The organism is Xanthomonas floridensis, from assembly GCF_001642575.1.
Taxonomy (GTDB): Bacteria; Pseudomonadota; Gammaproteobacteria; order Xanthomonadales; family Xanthomonadaceae; genus Xanthomonas; species Xanthomonas floridensis.
In genome coordinates this window covers 94,459-112,040 of sequence record NZ_LXNG01000008.1, presented here as the reverse complement: position 1 = coordinate 112,040, position 17,582 = coordinate 94,459, and the positions used below count along the sequence as shown (strand labels likewise).

Annotated in this window: 16 protein-coding genes; 6 read left to right on the top strand and 10 right to left on the bottom strand. The window is 65.6% G+C overall.

Going from position 1 to position 17,582, the window contains the following annotated elements:
- Position 1: 1 nt before the first annotated feature.
- The 3 genes from A7D17_RS05590 to rpsU form a co-directional block, all read right to left on the bottom strand.
- Positions 2-958, bottom strand: coding sequence for a YihY/virulence factor BrkB family protein (locus tag A7D17_RS05590; RefSeq protein WP_064508212.1), 957 nt, complete (start codon positions 956-958; stop codon positions 2-4).
- Between the two features lie 640 nt (positions 959-1,598).
- Complete coding sequence (locus tag A7D17_RS05585) at positions 1,599-2,045, bottom strand: GatB/YqeY domain-containing protein (RefSeq protein ID WP_064508193.1); 447 nt, start codon at positions 2,043-2,045, stop codon at positions 1,599-1,601.
- A 264-nt stretch (positions 2,046-2,309) separates the two neighbouring features.
- Complete coding sequence (gene rpsU / locus A7D17_RS05580; protein ID WP_002808376.1) at positions 2,310-2,525, bottom strand: 30S ribosomal protein S21; 216 nt, start codon at positions 2,523-2,525, stop codon at positions 2,310-2,312.
- Positions 2,526-2,804: 279 nt separating this feature from the next.
- Here rpsU and tsaD point away from each other — a divergent pair, with 279 nt between their 5' ends.
- The 3 genes from tsaD (at position 2,805) to A7D17_RS05565 (ending at position 6,701) form a co-directional block, all read left to right on the top strand.
- On the top strand, positions 2,805-3,866 hold the full coding sequence (gene tsaD / locus A7D17_RS05575) for a tRNA (adenosine(37)-N6)-threonylcarbamoyltransferase complex transferase subunit TsaD (RefSeq protein WP_064508192.1): 1,062 nt from the start codon (positions 2,805-2,807) through the stop codon (positions 3,864-3,866).
- Positions 3,867-3,952: 86 nt separating this feature from the next.
- Positions 3,953-4,309: a dihydroneopterin aldolase gene (gene folB / locus A7D17_RS05570; protein ID WP_064508191.1), complete on the top strand. Its 357-nt coding sequence runs from the start codon at positions 3,953-3,955 to the stop codon at positions 4,307-4,309.
- 220 nt (positions 4,310-4,529) lie between these two features.
- Complete coding sequence (locus A7D17_RS05565) at positions 4,530-6,701, top strand: glycoside hydrolase family 3 N-terminal domain-containing protein (RefSeq protein WP_064508190.1); 2,172 nt, start codon at positions 4,530-4,532, stop codon at positions 6,699-6,701.
- 401 nt (positions 6,702-7,102) lie between these two features.
- Here A7D17_RS05565 and A7D17_RS05560 read toward each other — a convergent pair whose 3' ends face one another.
- Positions 7,103-8,305 carry a PQQ-dependent sugar dehydrogenase gene (locus A7D17_RS05560; protein WP_064508189.1) on the bottom strand — a complete coding sequence of 401 codons (1,203 nt, stop codon included), beginning with the start codon at positions 8,303-8,305 and terminating at the stop codon, positions 7,103-7,105.
- Between the two features lie 182 nt (positions 8,306-8,487).
- Between A7D17_RS05560 and yiaA the strand changes: the two genes are divergently transcribed.
- A complete protein-coding gene (yiaA, locus tag A7D17_RS05555; RefSeq protein WP_064508188.1) occupies positions 8,488-8,922 on the top strand; it encodes an inner membrane protein YiaA in 435 nt (144 codons plus the stop codon).
- 56 nt (positions 8,923-8,978) lie between these two features.
- Here the strand turns inward: yiaA and A7D17_RS05550 are convergent, their stop codons facing one another.
- From A7D17_RS05550 to A7D17_RS05525, 6 genes are all read right to left on the bottom strand, one after another.
- On the bottom strand, positions 8,979-9,311 hold the full coding sequence (locus A7D17_RS05550) for a hypothetical protein (protein ID WP_064508187.1): 333 nt from the start codon (positions 9,309-9,311) through the stop codon (positions 8,979-8,981).
- 135 nt (positions 9,312-9,446) lie between these two features.
- Positions 9,447-9,944, bottom strand: coding sequence for a hypothetical protein (locus A7D17_RS05545; protein ID WP_064508186.1), 498 nt, complete (start codon positions 9,942-9,944; stop codon positions 9,447-9,449).
- Between the two features lie 85 nt (positions 9,945-10,029).
- Positions 10,030-11,337 (bottom strand): APC family permease, encoded by a 1,308-nt coding sequence (locus A7D17_RS05540; protein WP_064508185.1) that lies wholly within the window; start codon positions 11,335-11,337, stop codon positions 10,030-10,032.
- Complete coding sequence (locus A7D17_RS05535; protein WP_064508184.1) at positions 11,334-12,110, bottom strand: L,D-transpeptidase family protein; 777 nt, start codon at positions 12,108-12,110, stop codon at positions 11,334-11,336. Before A7D17_RS05535 ends, A7D17_RS05540 begins: the two co-directional genes overlap by 4 nt.
- 455 nt (positions 12,111-12,565) lie before the next feature.
- Positions 12,566-13,663, bottom strand: a complete 1,098-nt coding sequence (locus tag A7D17_RS05530; RefSeq protein WP_064508183.1) for a dipeptide epimerase — start codon at positions 13,661-13,663, stop codon at positions 12,566-12,568.
- The gene (locus A7D17_RS05525; RefSeq protein ID WP_064508182.1) at positions 13,660-15,072 is read right to left on the bottom strand and encodes a C40 family peptidase; all 1,413 of its coding nucleotides are present in this window, start codon (positions 15,070-15,072) and stop codon (positions 13,660-13,662) included. The genes A7D17_RS05530 and A7D17_RS05525 overlap by 4 nt, the downstream gene beginning before the upstream one ends.
- 384 nt (positions 15,073-15,456) lie before the next feature.
- Here A7D17_RS05525 and A7D17_RS05520 point away from each other — a divergent pair, with 384 nt between their 5' ends.
- Both A7D17_RS05520 and A7D17_RS05515 read left to right on the top strand, forming a co-directional pair.
- On the top strand, positions 15,457-16,248 hold the full coding sequence (locus A7D17_RS05520; protein WP_064508181.1) for an N-acetylmuramoyl-L-alanine amidase: 792 nt from the start codon (positions 15,457-15,459) through the stop codon (positions 16,246-16,248).
- A gap of 235 nt (positions 16,249-16,483) precedes the next feature.
- Positions 16,484-17,401, top strand: a complete 918-nt coding sequence (locus A7D17_RS05515) for a hypothetical protein (protein WP_064508180.1) — start codon at positions 16,484-16,486, stop codon at positions 17,399-17,401.
- Positions 17,402-17,582 lie beyond the last annotated feature (181 nt).

Here is a 17,582-nt window from a genome sequence, read left to right as displayed (position 1 = left end):
GTCAGCTGCGCGCAGGTGTGTCCGGCAGCGTGGGGGCGCCTGCCGCCACGGGCGTGGCGATGACCTCGGGCGGGTGATCCGGGTCCACGCCGGCCTCGCGTAGCTTGCGGTGCGAGCGCACGCGCTCGTCGATGACCGCAGTCAGCAAGGCTCCGACGAAGAACACCACCGAGGCGTAGTACATCCACACCAGCAGGATGACCAGGGTGCCCATCGAGCCGTAGGCGCTGCCCGGCGCGGCCTTGGCGATGTAGACGCCGATGGCATAGCGGCCCAGCGCGAACAGCAGGGCGGTAATGACGCCGCCGACGAAGGCCTGCCGCCAGTTGACGGTGCGATCGGGCAGATAGCGGTACAGAAACGCGAACGCCACTGAGTACAGCGCCAGCGTGGTCACGTAACCCACCGCCGGCAGTACCGACGGCAGCCGCGCGAACACCACCTGCAGGGCGGTGGTGGCGATCATCGACACGATCAGCAGAAAGCCCAGTGCCAGGATCACCCCAAAGGAAAAAACGCGTTTTTTCAGCCACGCCATGATGCCGTCCAGGCGCTGCTTGTCGGTGCGGAAGATCAGGTTCAGCGCGTTCTGCAGCTGCGCAAACACCGCGGTGGCACCGATGAACAGCAGCAACGTGCTCCATAGCCCGGCCAGCGAGCCGATGCCGGGCTGGTCGGTGGCATTGCGGATCACCGTGTCGGCCACCTCGGCGGCGCTACCGCCGGCCAGTTGCGCGACCTGCTGCACCAGCGCTTCCTGTGCCGGTGGATACAGCGAGGCAGTCAGCCACAGCAGCAAGACCAGCAACGGCGCCAACGACAGCAGCGCATAGAACGATAGCGAAGCGGCCTGCGTCATCACGTCGATTTCGAGAAACCGGTTGAACAGCGCCATCGGCAGGCTGCGCTGCAGGCGGCCCAGATGTTTTTGCAGGTATTCGGTGGAAAGCGTCGTCACCGGCGAAAATCCTTGGCGCATACCGTCGCGGACGCAGGTGGCATGGAGCCAGACCGGTATGCGGAGTGCCTGGCCCGCGCCTGCGCTGGCGTCACCGTTCTAACAGGGCCGGATCGAAGGTGCGGTGAAAAGTGGCGGCTGCGTCCGCGCGGGTCGAGACGTTGAGCGCAACGCGTGATGGGCGTGGCCGATGTGGCGTTGCTGCGCAGGCAATCCCAGCACTGCGATTGGTGGGGTGCTGCAAACGGGCTGGCCGTGGCCGCGTGTGGATAGGGAACTGCGGACGTCCTCTCGAATGCGCAAAGGCGGCGAGCCTGACAGGACGGCGTGGCCTTGCAGCCATATGGGCGCCGGTGCCGGAACATTCGGCGCTACGGTACGTCGCTTGACGCGTGCTGGCGTTGAAGCGAAGCAGGCGACGCAAGGCGCGTCAGCATGGCAGTGATCCTGGCGTGCTGACGCCACTGACGCCACTGCCGGCTCACCGGATGGCGTTCCGACGCATTCCGGTTTCGACGCGACGCCAGCGCCAGCCTGGTGCCGCGTGGTCAGCCATGTCAGCCAGCAGCGCTGCCACTGTCACTTCCAACACGCCTGCCCCGGCTGCTTGCGCAGGGCAGGCGCGAACGCGAGCGTGGTGTCAGCCCGCCAGGTGCTTCTTCACCAGCGTGGACACCAGGCCCATGTCGGCCTGGCCGGCGAGCTTGGGCTTGAGTGCGCCCATCAGCTTGCCGATGTCGGCGGGGCTGCTGGCGCCGGTCTCGGCAATGGTGGCCTGGATGGCGGCGACGATTTCAGCTTCGCCCATCTTGGCCGGCAGGTAACGCTCGATCACCACGATTTCCTCGCGCTCGATCTGCGCCAGGTCCTCGCGTGCAGCGCTTTCGTACTGGGTGACCGAGTCCTTGCGCTGCTTGACCATCTTGTCGAGCACGGCGATGACGGCGGCATCGTCCATCTCGATGCGCTCGTCCACTTCCTTCTGCTTGATCGCGGCATTGATCAGCCGGATCACGCCCAGGCTGTGCTTGTCGCCGGACTTCATGGCGGCCTTCATGTCATCGGTAAGCTGCTGCTTGAGGGGCATGCGGTGACTCCTGAGTGTGGGTATCGAATGGTGGCCGAGGCGCCTGAACGGACTTGCGCGTTGGCCGAAATGTGGGCAGGGCGCACGTCGCAATGAGCACGATGGGCGGCACGCGTCGCGCGCGGGCTGCACGATGTGGCTGATGCGACACCGCGTGACAGACCAATACAAAAAGCCGGCGACGCTTGCGCGTGCCGGCTCTTGGGTTCGCTCCCGGTGAGACGCGCCTTCAGCGCAGACTCACCGGCAAGGAACCGCGTTCGATCAGTACAAGCGCTGGCGCTTGGTGACGTCGCGCGAGGAACGACGCAGCTGACGCTTCACGGCAGCGGCAGCCTTACGCTTACGCTCCTGAGTCGGCTTTTCATAGAACTCGCGCTTGCGGGTCTCGGCCAGCACGCCGGCCTTTTCGCAGGTGCGCTTGAAACGACGGAGCGCAAATTCGAAGGGCTCGTTCTCGCGGACTTTAACGCTGGGCATGTGTTCTCCAGAAAATGGGATTTCCGTCCGGGAGCCCCGGGCGGGTGCGAGCGGACTCGCGTGACGGAATTTCCGGGTTGCCCCGGCGAGCCGCGCATTATAACGACTTGCAAGCGGCCTGCAAGCCCTTGGCGAAAATTGCCGGGAACGGCCAGGCAGAGCGTGCGCCGGCGCGCGTTTCCGGGCGGCGGGCACAGCTGAGCAGCCTCTGCGGGCGGGCCGATCTGCGCAACGCAAAAGCTGCGAAAATGCACGCACACGTTTATCTGCCGAGTTGCCGTGAAAGTCCTTGGGATCGAATCATCATGCGATGAGACCGGTGTGGCGGTCTACGACACCGCCCTGACCGGCGTGCCAGCGTTGCGCGCCCATGCGGTGTACAGCCAGATCGCGCTGCATGCAGAGTACGGCGGGGTGGTGCCGGAGCTGGCCAGCCGCGACCACGTGCGCAAGCTGCTGCCATTGATCCGCCAGACCCTGGGCGAGGCCGGGCTGCGCATCGACGAACTGGACGGAGTGGCCTACACCGCCGGGCCCGGCCTGGTGGGCGCCCTGCTGGTCGGTGCCGGTGTGGCGCGCTCGCTGGCCTGGGCGCTGGAGGTGCCAGCGATCGGGGTGCATCACATGGAAGGGCATCTGTTGGCACCGCTGATGGAAGACGACCCGCCGCAGCCGCCCTTCGTGGCGCTGCTGGTCTCCGGCGGGCATACCCAATTAGTGTCGGTGAAGGCGCTGGGCAGCTACGAAGTGCTGGGCGAGACCCTGGACGATGCGGCCGGCGAGGCCTTCGACAAGACCGCCAAGATGATGGGCCTGCCCTACCCGGGCGGCCCGCAGCTGGCGGCACTGGCCGAGACCGGCACGCCCGGGCGTTACAGGTTCGCCCGGCCAATGACCGACCGGCCGGGCCTGGATTTCAGCTTCAGCGGGCTCAAGACCCAGGTGCTGCTGGCCTGGCGCGGCAGCGACCAGTCCGACACCACCCGCGCGGACATCGCGCGCGGCTTCGAAGATGCGGTGGTGGAAACGCTGGCGATCAAATGCCTGCGCGCGCTGGACGCTGCTGGCTGCAACACGCTGGTGGTGGCCGGCGGGGTCGGCGCCAACAAGCGCTTGCGCGCGCAATTGCACGAGGCCACGCAGCGGCGGGGCGGCCGGGTCTGTTTCCCGCGTCCGGCGCTGTGCACCGACAATGGCGCGATGATTGCCTTCGCCGGCGCGCTGCGGCTTCAGGCCGGCGAGCACGCCGATGCCGCGGTGCATGTGACGCCGCGCTGGGATATGGCGGGCTTGCCGCCGCTGGCGGCGGGGGAATCGGGAGTCGGGAATCGGGAATCGTAAAGGCGCCACTTCGATTCCGTTCGCGCTGCCTTGTCGTTGCTTGTGCTCCTCACTATTCCCTAATCCCTATTCCCGATTCCCCACCTATGGACAAAGTTTTTATCGAAGGCCTGGAAATCGATGCGCTGATCGGCATCTACGACTGGGAGCGGCGGATTCGCCAGACGCTGCGGTTCGATCTGGAGATGGGCTTCGACAACCGCATTCCGGCGGCCAGCGACGACATTGCCGATACGCTGAACTACAAGGCGGTGAGCAAGCGGTTGATCGACTTCGTGCAGGGCTCGGATTTCGGGCTGGTCGAGACCCTGGCCGAGCGTTGCGCGGCGATCGTGCTGGACGAATTCGGCGTGCAGTGGCTACGGCTGAAGCTCAGCAAGCCCGGTGCGGTGCGTGGTGCGCAGGCAGTCGGCGTCATCATCGAACGGGAGCGGGCGGCCTGAGTGTCGCGAATTACTCGCCTTGCCTGCTTGTCGCTGCATGCACGGAACCGGGAGTATCGAGGGTCGCCGGGAACCGAGCGCCGCCGCCGCGCTGGCGCACAACATGCGTGAACCGGCCTCTACAACTCCCGAATTCCGAATCCCGGCCTCAAAGACTTGCATCCCCGCGGCCGCAGCAGGCTAGAATTGCCGGCCATGTAAACGTTTTCTCAAGGATCTCATGGCTGCTGATCGCATCGAAACCCTGATTGCCCGGATGACCGTTGAAGAGAAGGTCGGCCAGTTGGGGGTATTCGCCGACATGGTGCGGCCGTTCGCGCCGGACGTGAATCCCGAGGCCAATGTGCGCAACGCCGACGAGGTGCTGCAACAGGTCCGCGAGGGACTGGTCGGCACCTTGTTCAACGGCGGCGGGGCTGAATCGGGTCGCCTGATCCAGCGGGTGGCCACCGAGGAAAGCCGGCTTGGCATCCCGGTGATCCTGGCCGCGGACGTGATCCACGGCATGCGCACGGTGTTCCCGATCCCGCTGGGCGAGGCGGCCAGCTTCGAGCCGGAACTGGCCGAGCGCACCGCGCGCGCCACCGCGATCGAGGCCACCGCGGCCGGCATCCACTGGACCTTCGCACCGGCGGTGGATATCGCCCGCGACCAGCGTTGGGGCCGTGGCGCCGAGGGCGCCGGCGAAGACGTGGTGCTGGGCATGGCATTCGCCGCCGCGCGCGTGCGCGGCTTCCAGGGCAGCGACCTGACTGCCGACGATGGCCTGCTGGCCACGCCCAAGCACTTCGCCGCCTATGGCGCGGTGGCTGCCGGCATGGAATACAACACCGTGGACATCGCGCCGCAGACCCTGCGCGACGTGCATCTGCCGCCGTTCAAGGCCGCCTTCGATGCCGGTGCGCTGACGGTGATGTCCTCCTTCAACGACATCAACGGTGTGCCGGCCAGCGCCAACCATGAGTTGCTCACCGAGATCCTGCGCGGTGAATGGCAGTTCCCGGGCGTGGTGATTTCCGACTACACCGCCGACATGGAGCTGATCGCGCACGGCTACGCCGCCGACGAGCGCGACGCCACCAAGAAGGCGTTTCTGGCCGGGCTGGACCTGAGCATGCAGAGCGGCTTCTATGCCGCGCATCTGCCGTCGCTGGTGGAAAGCGGCGAAGTGCCGATGGCCGCGCTGGATGCCAGCGTGCGCCGCATCCTGCAGCTGAAGGACGCGATTGGTCTGTTCGACAACCCGTACCGTTCGCTGGACCCGGCGCGTGAAGCCGATAACGCGCACCTGCCTGCACACGATGCGTTGTCGCGCGATGCGGCGCGGCGTTCGATCGTGTTGCTGAAGAACGACGGCGCCGTGTTGCCGTTGAAGAAGAGCGGACAGCGCATCGCCTTGATCGGGCCGTTCGTGCAGGACCGCGAGAACATCGAAGGCTGCTGGACGCTGTTCGGCGACAAGGCGCGCTACGTGACCCTGGAGCAGGGCGTGCGCGCCGTGGTCGGCACCGACTATCTGAGCGTTGTGCAGGGCTGTGGCCTTGAGGAGGCGCTACCGGGCGGTATTTCCGCGGCCATTGATGCCGCGCAGGCTGCCGACGTGGTGGTGCTGGCGCTGGGCGAGCCGCAGCGGTTCAGTGGTGAGGCGCAGTCGCGCACCGAGATCACCTTGCCACCGGCGCAACAGGCGCTGGCCGAAGCGGTGGCCGCTACCGGCACGCCGGTGGTGGTGCTGTTGCGCAATGGCCGCGCGCTGGCGTTGAGCGGTGCGGTACGCGATGCCGATGCGATCGCAGTGACCTGGTACCTGGGCACGCAGACCGGTACCGGCGTGGCCGACGTGTTGTTCGGCGACTACAACCCCTCCGCGCGTCTGCCGATCAGCTTTCCGCAGGTGACCGGGCAACAGCCGTATTTCTACAACCATCTGCGCACCGGCCGCCCGGAACTGCCGACGCTGTCCGAGTACAAGGCGCGCTGGCGCGAAATGCCCAACGAGCCGTTGTATCCGTTCGGCCATGGGCTGAGCTACACCACCTTTGCCTATGCGCAGCCGCAGTTGAGCACCGCGCAGCTGGGCTGGGACGACACCCTCAGCATCACCACGCGCGTGACCAATACTGGCCGGGTGGCCGGCGAAGAAGTGGTGCAGTTGTACGTGCACGACCGTGTGGCCAGCCGGGTGCGCCCGGTGCGTGAACTCAAGGGGTTTCGCAAGGTGTTGCTGCAGCCGGGTGAGAGCACGGAGGTGGTGTTCACCCTCACGCGCGACGCGCTGTCCTTCACCAATCCCAAGGGCGTCTTCGGCGCCGAGCCGGGCGTCTTCGACGTGTGGGTCTGCGCATCGGCCAAGAGTGGCGAGGCGGTGACATTTGAGTTGCTCGACGCCTGAGGGTAGCCCGACGCGATGACCTGTCATCGCGTCGGAAGCAGCGGGCCGTGACTGACGTCGTGTGCGCTTAAACAGCCAGGCCGGTGGCCCGGCTGTTTTTTCAAGAGCAGACGTCTCTCAGCTGCCGTAGCGAACCACGGTCCGCATCTAGCGCATCCAAGCATCCACACACGCCGTACCTACATCAGTGGAGCAGACGCTGGTGTCGGCCTGTTTACGCGGCATGGCGGAGACCTCAGCAATGCCATCCAGCCGAGTTCTCACCTGTTGGCGTTAAGACGATCAGGGATCGTCGTGGCGAATGGCCAGTCACTACACAGCGGACGTCACGCCGCCAGACCGCACACTGCCTGCGCACATGGGCGCGCAGGCAGTGCCTGGAACGGTTTACGTCATTGCGCTCACGCGTCGTTTTCAACCGCGGCCTTGCTCTTGGGTGTCAGCTTGAGCAGGCGCCCGGTGCTGCCGCTGGCCTCGTCTTCAAGCAACCACAGCGCACCATCGGGGCCTTGCTCCACTTCGCGGATGCGCGCTCCCATGTCATAGCGAGCGACTTCGCGCGGCTGATCGCCGAGCGACACCTGCACCAGTGCCATCGACGATAGTCCGCCGATGAAGCCATTGCCGCGCCACGCCGGGAACTGCTTGCCGCTGTAGATCACAAAGCCGGCGGGCGAAATCACCGGCGTCCAGCTGATCTTGGGGGCAGCGAATTCCGGCCGGGTGTAGTGGTCGGGAATCGGTCGGCCATCGTAATGATCGCCGTTGGACACGATTGGATAGCCGTAATTGGCGCCGCGCTGGATCAGGTTGAGCTCATCGCCACCGGCCGGGCCCATTTCGTGTTCCCACAACCGGCCCTTGCCGTCGAAGGCAATGCCCAGGATGTTGCGGTGGCCCAGTGACCACACCTGTGCAGCCACGCCGCCCTGCGCAACAAACGGATTGTCGGCCGGCACGCTGCCGTCGTCGTTGAGACGGATCAACTTGCCGAGGTTGGCCTTCATGTCCTGCGCGGGATCGAATTTCTGCCGTTCGCTGGAGGTGATCCACAGCTTGCCGCTCGGGTCGAACGCAAGCCGATGACCAAAGTGGCCGTTGCCGGAGACTTTGGGCTCCTGTCGCCAGATCACCTTGAGGTCGGACAAGGTGCCGCCGCCAGTGGCGTCCAACGTGAGCTTGGCACGGGCGACAGCTGCCCCGCGGGTGTCGCCCTGGCCGGGCTCGGCATAGCTCACATAGACCAGGCCATTTTTCGCAAATCGCGGATGCGCCAGCACATCACCAAAGCCGCCCTGGCCGCCGTAGGCAACTGTCGGCACGCCGGACACCGCGCTCTTGCGCTTGGTCTTGGGATCCAGCCGCATCAGGGCGCCCCGCTTTTCGCTGACCAATAGCGTGCCATCAGGCAGGAAGGTCATCGCCCAGGGTTCGTCGAAATCAGCGATGGCGGCGGCCTGGAACGGCCACTGCGCCTTGGGAATGGCTGCTGCGGGAGCAGCAGTGGACGAGGGTGCGGGTGCGGCGGCAGGAGCGGCCGCAACGGCGCTGGTGGTGAACAGGGTGGCCGAGCAGGCCAGAGCGAGCAGACGTCGGGCAGACATGAGGTCCTCCAGGGGTGGGTCGCGGTCACGCTGCAGCCCTCCCGCAACGTGTCCCGCGTCGGGTTTTCAAGTACCTTACACGACGCTGCCGAGGCCGCCCTTGTCGCAGGTCACTCTCCGCAGGGCGGACGCGTCTCACATCGCTGTTTCATCATGAAATATCACCATGAAAAGGAGTTTCCATGGCAACGCAAAAAACCTCGTCCGCGTTCATCGCCGCGTCCTGGGCTGCCTTGCTGCTTGGCGGATCGGCTTATCTGATCGGCCTGTGGAATGCGCAGATGCTGCTCAATGAAAAGGGTTACTACTTCACCTTGCTGTTGTTTGGCCTGTTCGCATCGGTGTCGTTGCAGAAGAGCGTGCGTGATCGCGTCGACGGCATTCCGGTCACTGGCCTGTATTACGCCATCTGCTGGTTTTCGCTGATCATTGCGTTGGTCCTGCTGACCATCGGCTTGTTCAACGCCACCTTGCTGCTGAGCGAAAAAGGCTTCTATGCGATGGCTTACGCGCTGAGTCTGTTTGGTGCGGTTGCGGTGCAGAAGAACACGCGCGATGCAATGGAAGTCTCTGCGAGCGCGCGAGCGCCCCGTGCAGTGCCGCCGGCGCTGGACTGAACACACCATAGGCACTGCAGTAACAACAACGCCACCTCGACGGTGGCGTTGTTGTATCAGCGCTTGGTCGGGTGGTCGCCACTGACAAAATCGGCTGCGTTTTCCCAGGCACGCTTGACCGCATGGCGTGCCTTGCTCCAGCTCAAGGACGATGTGCCGCGCTTGGCTTCCCAATCACGATGCAACTCCGCCTCCACCTGGTCATAGGCACGTGCATTGTCGCGGATGCGCGCCTCGTGGCCGGCCAGGTAGGCGCCTTCATAATCCTCGTAGCGATCGCCTTCGGTGTAATACGGTTCTTCGGTAAAGCGCTCGCGCCAATAAGTGGATACGTTCTGGCTGCGATCTTCGTCCGGTGCGCGGCCCGGAATCTGGTACGGCACGTTCATGCGCGTCTCCGTCGTTCGAATGTGCGAATCAACTTAGGTGCCCGGGTGTTAACGGCATGGCACGCCAGGTGAGGATGCGATCAACGTCGGTGTGCGCCCGCGCACGAATCGCGAAGCGTCGTTACGCCGACGGACTTACACCACCGAGGACGCGGCCTCGTAAGGCAACGGCCTGGCGCCAGCAGCCAGCAGCGCCGGTTCGGCCGATTGCAGCGCCTGTTCGTCGGCATCGATTACCACCAGCACACGACCGGCTTGGATTTCGTCTTCGAACTGGCGACGCACGGGGTCGGCAACGGTGGCGCCAACCAATGCCGAGGACCAGCTGCCGACCAGTGCACCGGCCAGTGCCATCACGCCGACACCGGCCAGTGTCAGGCCGATCGGCGGTACCGCCACGGCCACCAGTCCTGCCACCAGTCCCGCCGCTCCGCCGGTTGCCGCGCCGCGCGCAGCGGCGGGAACGAAATCGGTTTTGGCGTCCTTGCGTTCGTCGGGGATGTCGTGCAATTCAATATCCGAGCGCGCGATCAGCGACAACGCCTCGTTGTCGATACCGGCACTGCGTGCGGACTGCAGCACACGCTGCGCGCTTTCAAGATCGGGTGTGCTGTAAACGCGGCGCAGTTTCATCGCAAGCTCCCATGCAGGTGATGGCCGCAGCCTTGGGCGTGTGCGGTTAGGCGTGCGTGAGCGCTGCGCGAGCGTGTCGCGAAACTTACGCCGGCTTGCGTGGAAACAGATAGAACACGCAGCCCACCAGCAACGCCACACCGGCGGCAGCCAGGTTCTGCCAGCTGGCGCTGGCGAGCAGGCCCAGCGACAACAGCACCGCGGCAACCGGGATCAGCGGGCCGCCCGGCAGGCGCAAGGTGTCGGTGCGTTGCCGGTAGCGACGCGCCAGCACGATCACGGCCGCCGCAGTGCCGATATAGGCAAACAGGCGCGTGACCATCGACAGCAATGCCAGCTGGGTAAACGAACCCGACAACGCCAGTGCCAGCGACAGCACGCCCTGGGTGAGCACCGCCGCAGCGGGGGTGCGGAAGCGTGGATGCACGCGCGCCAGAAACGCAGGGCCATAGCCGTCCCTGGCCAGTGCAAACAGGAAGCGTGGCCCCAGCATCACGGTATTGCTGGTGGTGCCCAGGATGGAAATGGTGGCGCCCACGGTCAGGATCAGCGCCAGTGCTTCGCCCCCGAAGCCGCTGGCGGCATCGGCCAATGGTGTGGGCGATGCCGCCAGGTTGGGCAGCGTGCCCTGTGCCACCACCTGCACCGCGGCATAGATCAAGGTCACGGTGACGATCATGGTGATCAGCGCGAATGGCACATCGCGACGCGGGTTGCGGTATTCGCCGGCGGCGGCGGGAATATTTTCGAAACCCGCATAGGCGAACAGCAGTAGCAAGGCCGCCTCCCCGAGATTGCCGAGGTCGCGCAGGTCCGGCGACGTGCCGGCAAAGGCCCACGACCAATCCACGTAGAACAGTCCGATCGCCACGAACAACAGCAACGGCACCAGCTTGCCGATCACCAGGGCGATGCCGGTGCGCGCGGCCGACTTCACGCCGATCACGTTGATGGCGGTGAGGACACCCAACGAGCCGACCACCACCAGCATGCGTGCCCAGGTGTCGGTGGACGCCGTTGGCCAGAAGCGTGCAACCGCGTCGGCCAGGCCGTTGCTCAGCGCAGCGGCCGAGCTGATGCGGGTGAGCCAGATCATCCAGCCGATCTGGAATCCGACAAACGGGCCGAACGCTTCGCGCGTGTACAGATAGCTGCCGCCCGGCGTGTCGAAATAGCTGGCCGCCTGCGCGTAGCACAGCACCAGCAGGGCCACGGCCAGGCCGGCCAGCATCACTGCCCACAGGCTCATCGGACCGAGCAGGGCGGCAGTGGCGGCGGGCAGCAGATAGATGCCGCTGCCGATCACATCGTTGATCGACAGCCCGACGATCTGCCAGCGGCTGACGACGCGGACCAGGCCGGTGGCATCGGCTGCGGGGGCGGGCGTGCTCATGGCGCGGCCTCGTCCAGGGCCGGCAGCTGCCATTGCGATTGCAGGCGCGCGTACTCGGCGCGCGGCAACAGCACGAACAACGGGTGGTCGGCCGGTTTCAACCACGCGAGCAGGCGCTGCATGTCGGCAGGATCCATCGCCGTGCAGCCGGCCGTGACCTGGCCCGGGCTACGCCACAGATGCGCGAAGATGCAGCTGCCGCGCCCGGCGACGCCATCGGGGTTATGTGCGATGACAAAGCCTTCGCGGTAACGTGCATCGCCCTGAGTGCGCAGGTCCAGCCGCATCGGCTCGGTGGAGCCGGCCACCGCTGCCTGGCCAACCTGCGCCGCATCGACGATGCGGTTGTACAGCGGCGATGCGGGAACATCCATGCAGTAATGGGTGGCGGTCATCGCCTGGTACGGCATGGCGCTGTCGATGCGCGTGGCGTAGCCGAACGCCGGGCCGATGGCGAATACCCCGGCCGGGCTGCGACCGTCGCCTTCGCGCTTTTGCGGGCCTTGCGGCTGGACCGGGTGCAGGCCGTCGCCCCAGGCACTGCCATGGCGGCCGAGTGCGACCGCAAATCCCGCCGCCGCCGGCTGCCACCGGCCATCCACCCGGGTGAAGGTCTGCAGCCGGGCCTGCGTGCTGTTCCAGTCCGGGGGGGTCACCACGATGAGCGCGCGCGCCTGCTGCAGCGCCTGAATCGGCGCGCCTGCGACGACGGCGCCGCTGCACAGGGCCAGCGTCATCAGCAGGGTGGATCGCAACAGGGGGGGCAGGCGCATGCAGTCTCCGCAAGACAGTGGGTGAGCTGAGAGGACGCCTGGCACCTTGCTGTGAGTCGTAGCAAGGCCCGGACGACATCGGTGGCGCCATGTATCGCTCGCCGATCGCTACTGTACCCAGCAATGCGCGCCTGTGGCGCATGTCTGTTGCCGGTGCATACGGTCCCGCAACGATTGCAGCGGCGAGGTTCCAGTTGCGTGCGTCCCCGTCCATTGGCGCACGTGGCCGGAAGGTGATCGCAGGGTGCGCCAGAGTAAAGGAGCATCGGGCAGCTATTCCCGAGGGCGCACCCGTGTCTTCCGCGCGTCATGGTGTGAGCATCGTGCAGCGCGCCATCGCAACCCCGGTGCGCTTTCCGTGGAAGGGCAAACCTCGCCACGTTCGAGTGAAGCCTGCCGATGCCAGCTGCCGGGCGCGCGTGCCGATCGACCGTGCGATGGGCGGATTGCCGACGCTACTGCGGCAACAGCTCCAACCCGCGGATGCGACGGATGCCCAGGCCGGGCGCGTCGTCGATATGGATCTGCGCCTGGTCGAAATGCACGCCGCCTTCGGTGGGATCGAACTGCCCCAGTGCCGGCGCATCCAGATCGGCCAGGGTGATGCTGTCGGCCTTGGCCACCGCCAGATGCACGGCAGCGGCAACGCTGACGCTGGATTCGATCATGCAGCCGATCATGCATGGCACGCCGTACAGCGCGGCGATATCGGCAATGCGAATCGCATTGGACAGCCCGCCGGTCTTCATCAACTTGATGTTGACGATGTCGGCAGCGCGGCGCTGGAGTAGGTCGATCACCTGTGGCGGGGAGAACACGCTTTCATCGGCCATCACCGGGGTGTCGATGTGCGCGGTGACAAACGCCAGACCATCGATATCGGCAGCCTTGACCGGCTGTTCGAGCAACTCCAGTACGAGCCCGGCATCTTCCAGCCTGCGCATGCTGCGTACCGCCTGTTTCGGTGTCCAGCCCTGGTTGGCATCCAGGCGCAGCGTTGCGCGCCCATCGACTGCCGCATGGATGGCCATGACGCGTTCCACATCCGACGCGCTCTCCTTGCCGACCTTGATCTTCAAGGCGGCATAGCCGCGCGCAAGTGCAGATTGCGCGTGCGCCACCATGACCTCGATGCTGTCGGCACTGATGGTGATGTCGGTGGTGATGCGTGGTGTGCCGCCGCCGAGCACCCGATAGAGCGGCGCGCCGAAGGACTGGGCCCACAGGTCGTACAGCGCAATCTCCACGGCGGCCTTGGCGTTGGTGTTGCGTTCCAGCGCATGCTGGACCAGCCCGCAGAGGCGATTGAGGTCGGCCACCTCCTGGCCGATCAGGCGTGGGCCGATGCAGTGCGTGATTGCGGCGATGATGCTGCCGTGCGTATCGCCGGTGATCGGTGCGGTGGCCGGCGCCGCGCCATAACCGAGATGGCCGCTGTCGGTTTGCAGCACCACCACCACATCCTCGATTGCCTGCACGGTGCGCAGCGCAGTCTTGAACGGGGTGTTCAGCGGCACGCGCAGCATGCCGAGACGGAAGCCGGTGATTTTCATGGGGAACCGATCGGGGCGATGCGCTGGATGCGCGTGATGTGGTCGATAAAGGGGCTGCCATCGGTGGCCAGCAAGGGCAGCAATGGTGTGACCGAGACACCGTTCAGCGCTGCGCGCTGCACGCGGCCAGCGCTGTTGCGGTAGCTGGCACCGGCCACATCGTGGATCACCCACGGGCTGCCGTGCTCATGCCCGATCACCAGCATTACGTGACCGGGGATATAGATCAGGTCGCCAATGCGCAGCCGTGCCAGCTGCTGCAGACGCTGCGCTCGCGGTGCGCGCGGGTCGAACGCCACAGCGCGCAACACCGGACTGCGCGCCTGATCGCCGGTGTTACGCGGCAGCCCAATGCCGAGGCTGCGGTAGACATCCAGCACGAAGCCGCTGCAATCGCGCGCATCGTAATCGTTGCCCCAGCCATAGCGTTCGCCCAGGAATTTGAAGGCCTGCCGGAGCAGTACCGCAGGGGTGGCCGGCAACGCACCACGGCGGACATCGGCGCCACGCGGCACCAGCGCCGGTACCAGTTGCAGGCGGCCATCGTCGCCGCGTATCGGAAGCTGCACCACATGCGCCGCGATCGGCAATTGCCCGTTGACCGGCTGCTGCGGCGCCCAGTCGCTGCGCAACGGCAGGCTGCTGCCCATGTCCAGCAGCAACGCCGAGACGGCCGGGAGCTCGGGCGTGTACGCGGTCTGCACGCGGGCGCCGGTGACCACCAGGCGCGTGCTTGCCTGTGCGTAGTCCATTACCTGGTTGCGGCCGCCCTCGGCAATGCGGTCGGCCGCAATCCAGGCGGCGTAGTTGGACGCAAGCACAAACCGCCATGCGCCATCGGCGCTGGTATGCAGCACGGCCACCGGCGTGCCGGGGTAAAGCGCCGATTCCTGAAAGCGGTCGATATCGTGATCGTCCGGATCGGTGAACACGCGTTGCGTGGTGGGAAAGGTCCGTAATGCCGCGCGCCGGACCACCAGCGCAAAGCGCGGGGCGACCTGCGGAGAAAGTGCATCCAGCGCCAATGCCTGCTGCAGCTCGGCCAGGCGGCTCGCCGTAATGGGGCGCCCCTGCGCGTCGTACAGCACACGCGTGGGCATCGCAGACAACGCCTGGATTCGCGTGCGCACCGCATCTGCCGGCATGGCCGCGGGCAGCTGCGCCAGATCCTGCATCGAGGCATCGTCACGCAGCAGCTGCGCGTTGAAGGCCGGGATCTGCGCTGCGCCCAGCAGCGGCAGCTGCGCCTGCGGACTGCGCTGTATCCAGTACTCCGGGGTCAGCTGCGCCGCGTCAACGGCGAAGGGTGCGCCCTGGGTGGCTGGCTCGCTGGCAGCCGAAGGCGCCGCGCCGCAAGGCAGGGCGAGTGCGATCCACAGCAATGTCAGCAGGCGGCGCGGCGGTGGCATCGAAAGCTCTGAAAAAGGAATGACAGCTGCGGTCTGCTGCGACCGAAACACACGGCAGATGCCTGTGCGATGCAGCACCGACCAGCACAGCCGTCGTTTCGACCATGACCGGCAGTGTACGCGGGGCGCAGCGCGTGCAGGGCGCAAGCGGCCGCATGCAGGCAGCAGTGGGGCGTTGGCCAACCCGCTACGTGTTGTACATCGACGTGGAGCGATCCATCGATCATCGATGCGTCGCTGGAGTTGTGCACACGCCTCGCTGTGCCAATGCCGCGCGTCGCCGGGCCCGCGCGCCGACGACAACTCGGCGGATAATGGCCCGGCCATGGCAGTGCCGCTGAAACAGAGGCAGCGCAGCCTGGTTACCCACTGAAGGAGAGATCCGTGTTGCCAATCTTCCATCCGTCGTCATCTGCCTGGCTGCGTGCGGCGGTGTGTGTACTTGCGTTGTCGCTGGGTGCCTGCGCGCACGCGCCGCAGCGCAATCCGCTGGCGCAATGGGTTCCTTCGCCCAACTACGATACGCGGCGGCCGATCCTGATCGTGCTGCACTTCACCGATCAGCACTCGGTGCAGCAGAGCCTGAGCACGCTGCGCGGACGCAACGCCGGCGGGCGGGTCAGTGCGCACTACCTGATCGGCGAGGACGGGCAGCGGTATCAGCTGGTTGCCGACGAGCAGCGCGCCTGGCACGGCGGCGCCGGCCGTTGGGGAACCATCACCGACATCAATTCGGCCTCGATTGGCATCGAACTGGACAACGACGGCAGCGAGCCTTTCGCGCCCGCGCAGATCGACAGCCTGCTGGTCCTGCTGGACGACCTGTGCACGCGCCTGCGCATCCCGCGCACCCAGATCGTCGGTCACGAAGATGTCGCCCCGACACGCAAGAACGACCCTGGCCCGCTGTTTCCGTGGAAGCGGCTGGCCGATGCCGGCTTCGGCCGCTGGCCCGCCGCAGACGCCCCGCCCGCGCCGCCAGGCTTCGACCCCTGGCAGGCACTGGCGCTGCTGGGCTACAGCGTCGACGACCCTGCGGCCACGCTGCAGGCCTTTCATCATCACTATCGCGGCACTCGCGCTACCAGCGTGGACGCAGAGGATCTGCGTATCCTGTCTGCCTTGACAGGGCCAGCGACGATGCACGCTCCGGCAGGTGAATCCGAAGCGAACTAGCGTTCGCGGCTTTGATCCGATATCAGCGGCCGGTGTTCTCGGGTTGAGAAGGCTTCGGTCGCCCGCCCCAACGAAGGATAGGCGGCAAGCGATGATTATCGGTACTGCCGTAATCTGGTCTTGGACAGTACCTGACCAGCTTTACTGCTCGGCTTGCTGGCTTCCACGCATCCACAGGATCTGCCGCACATTCTTGCTAGGATCGGCTCGCCAAACCTTGAAAGGACGTCGTGTAATGAGCTTCAGGAAGACAGTATGGTGGGCGGCAACGCTAATGATGCTTGGCGGGTGTTCGGAGAAGGCGAGCGATGTAGCGCCTGCGGGTACGTCGTCGGTGCCTGCCACAGCGGCGCAGGCACCGACGACGACGACGCCCGCAGCGAAGCCTGAACATGTCGCCGTCGAGGTACCTACGCCCGGGCAGGTATTGCATGACGTGTATGGGCTGACGGGCGACGGATCGGACTCATATACCATCGACAATGGAGCGATCGCCGCATTTTGGTACGGCCACCGTTTCGACCTGGGTGGCAAGCAGTACTACACCGGTTTTGCCAATGCCGGCCCAGGAAAATACGGTAAATCCGGCGAGGAAGATCTTCCCGATCCCAGCGCCGGGGTGAGTATCAGCCCGGCTACCTATGTGCTGGACGAGGCCGATGGCACGCCGACCTGGACGCTCTTCCACGCGCAGCAATGGGCGGGTGATTTCGGCGCAAATGAAAAAGCTGATCCGGTGGATGAAAAGCGTAAACCCCAAAGTACTGAGACAAAGGACGGCCATCTGCTGCTCGCGGTGCCGACCACTCGGTTCGCAACTGGTGTCACCAGCAAGGGCTTTGCCATCTTCACCTTCGATCCGAACAAAAATGACCTGGGCGACTACAAAGGCTGGGTTTATCTGGGGACCGTTGCGACTGGTGATGACAACGGTGCGGCATGTGGCGAGGAGGGATCGATGAAGTGCGCCTCTAATGTCGGCACGTTGAGTTTCGAGCCAGGCAAAACCGGCTCCATGCCGACGCTGCGGGTGGCGCTGCAGGGCACCGCCGTCGCCGGCCCAGGCAAGATCCGCACGCTGAGCGACGCCGATACGGTGACTTACACCTTCGATGCCGCCAAGCAGGAATACACGCCCCCACTGGACCACTGAGTACCTGCCGCGACCCGAGGGGGTGGTGGCATGCTGGATGTTGGCCTTGCGGAGAATTGGTTAATCTACGCAAACGGGGCCTGATGTTCAGGCGGGTTATTCGTGAGCGGCAATGGATGTTGCACTCGCCCGGGAGGCCGGCTGGAATTGCCGGCTTGCGGTTGCCACGTGCGGCCGCCAT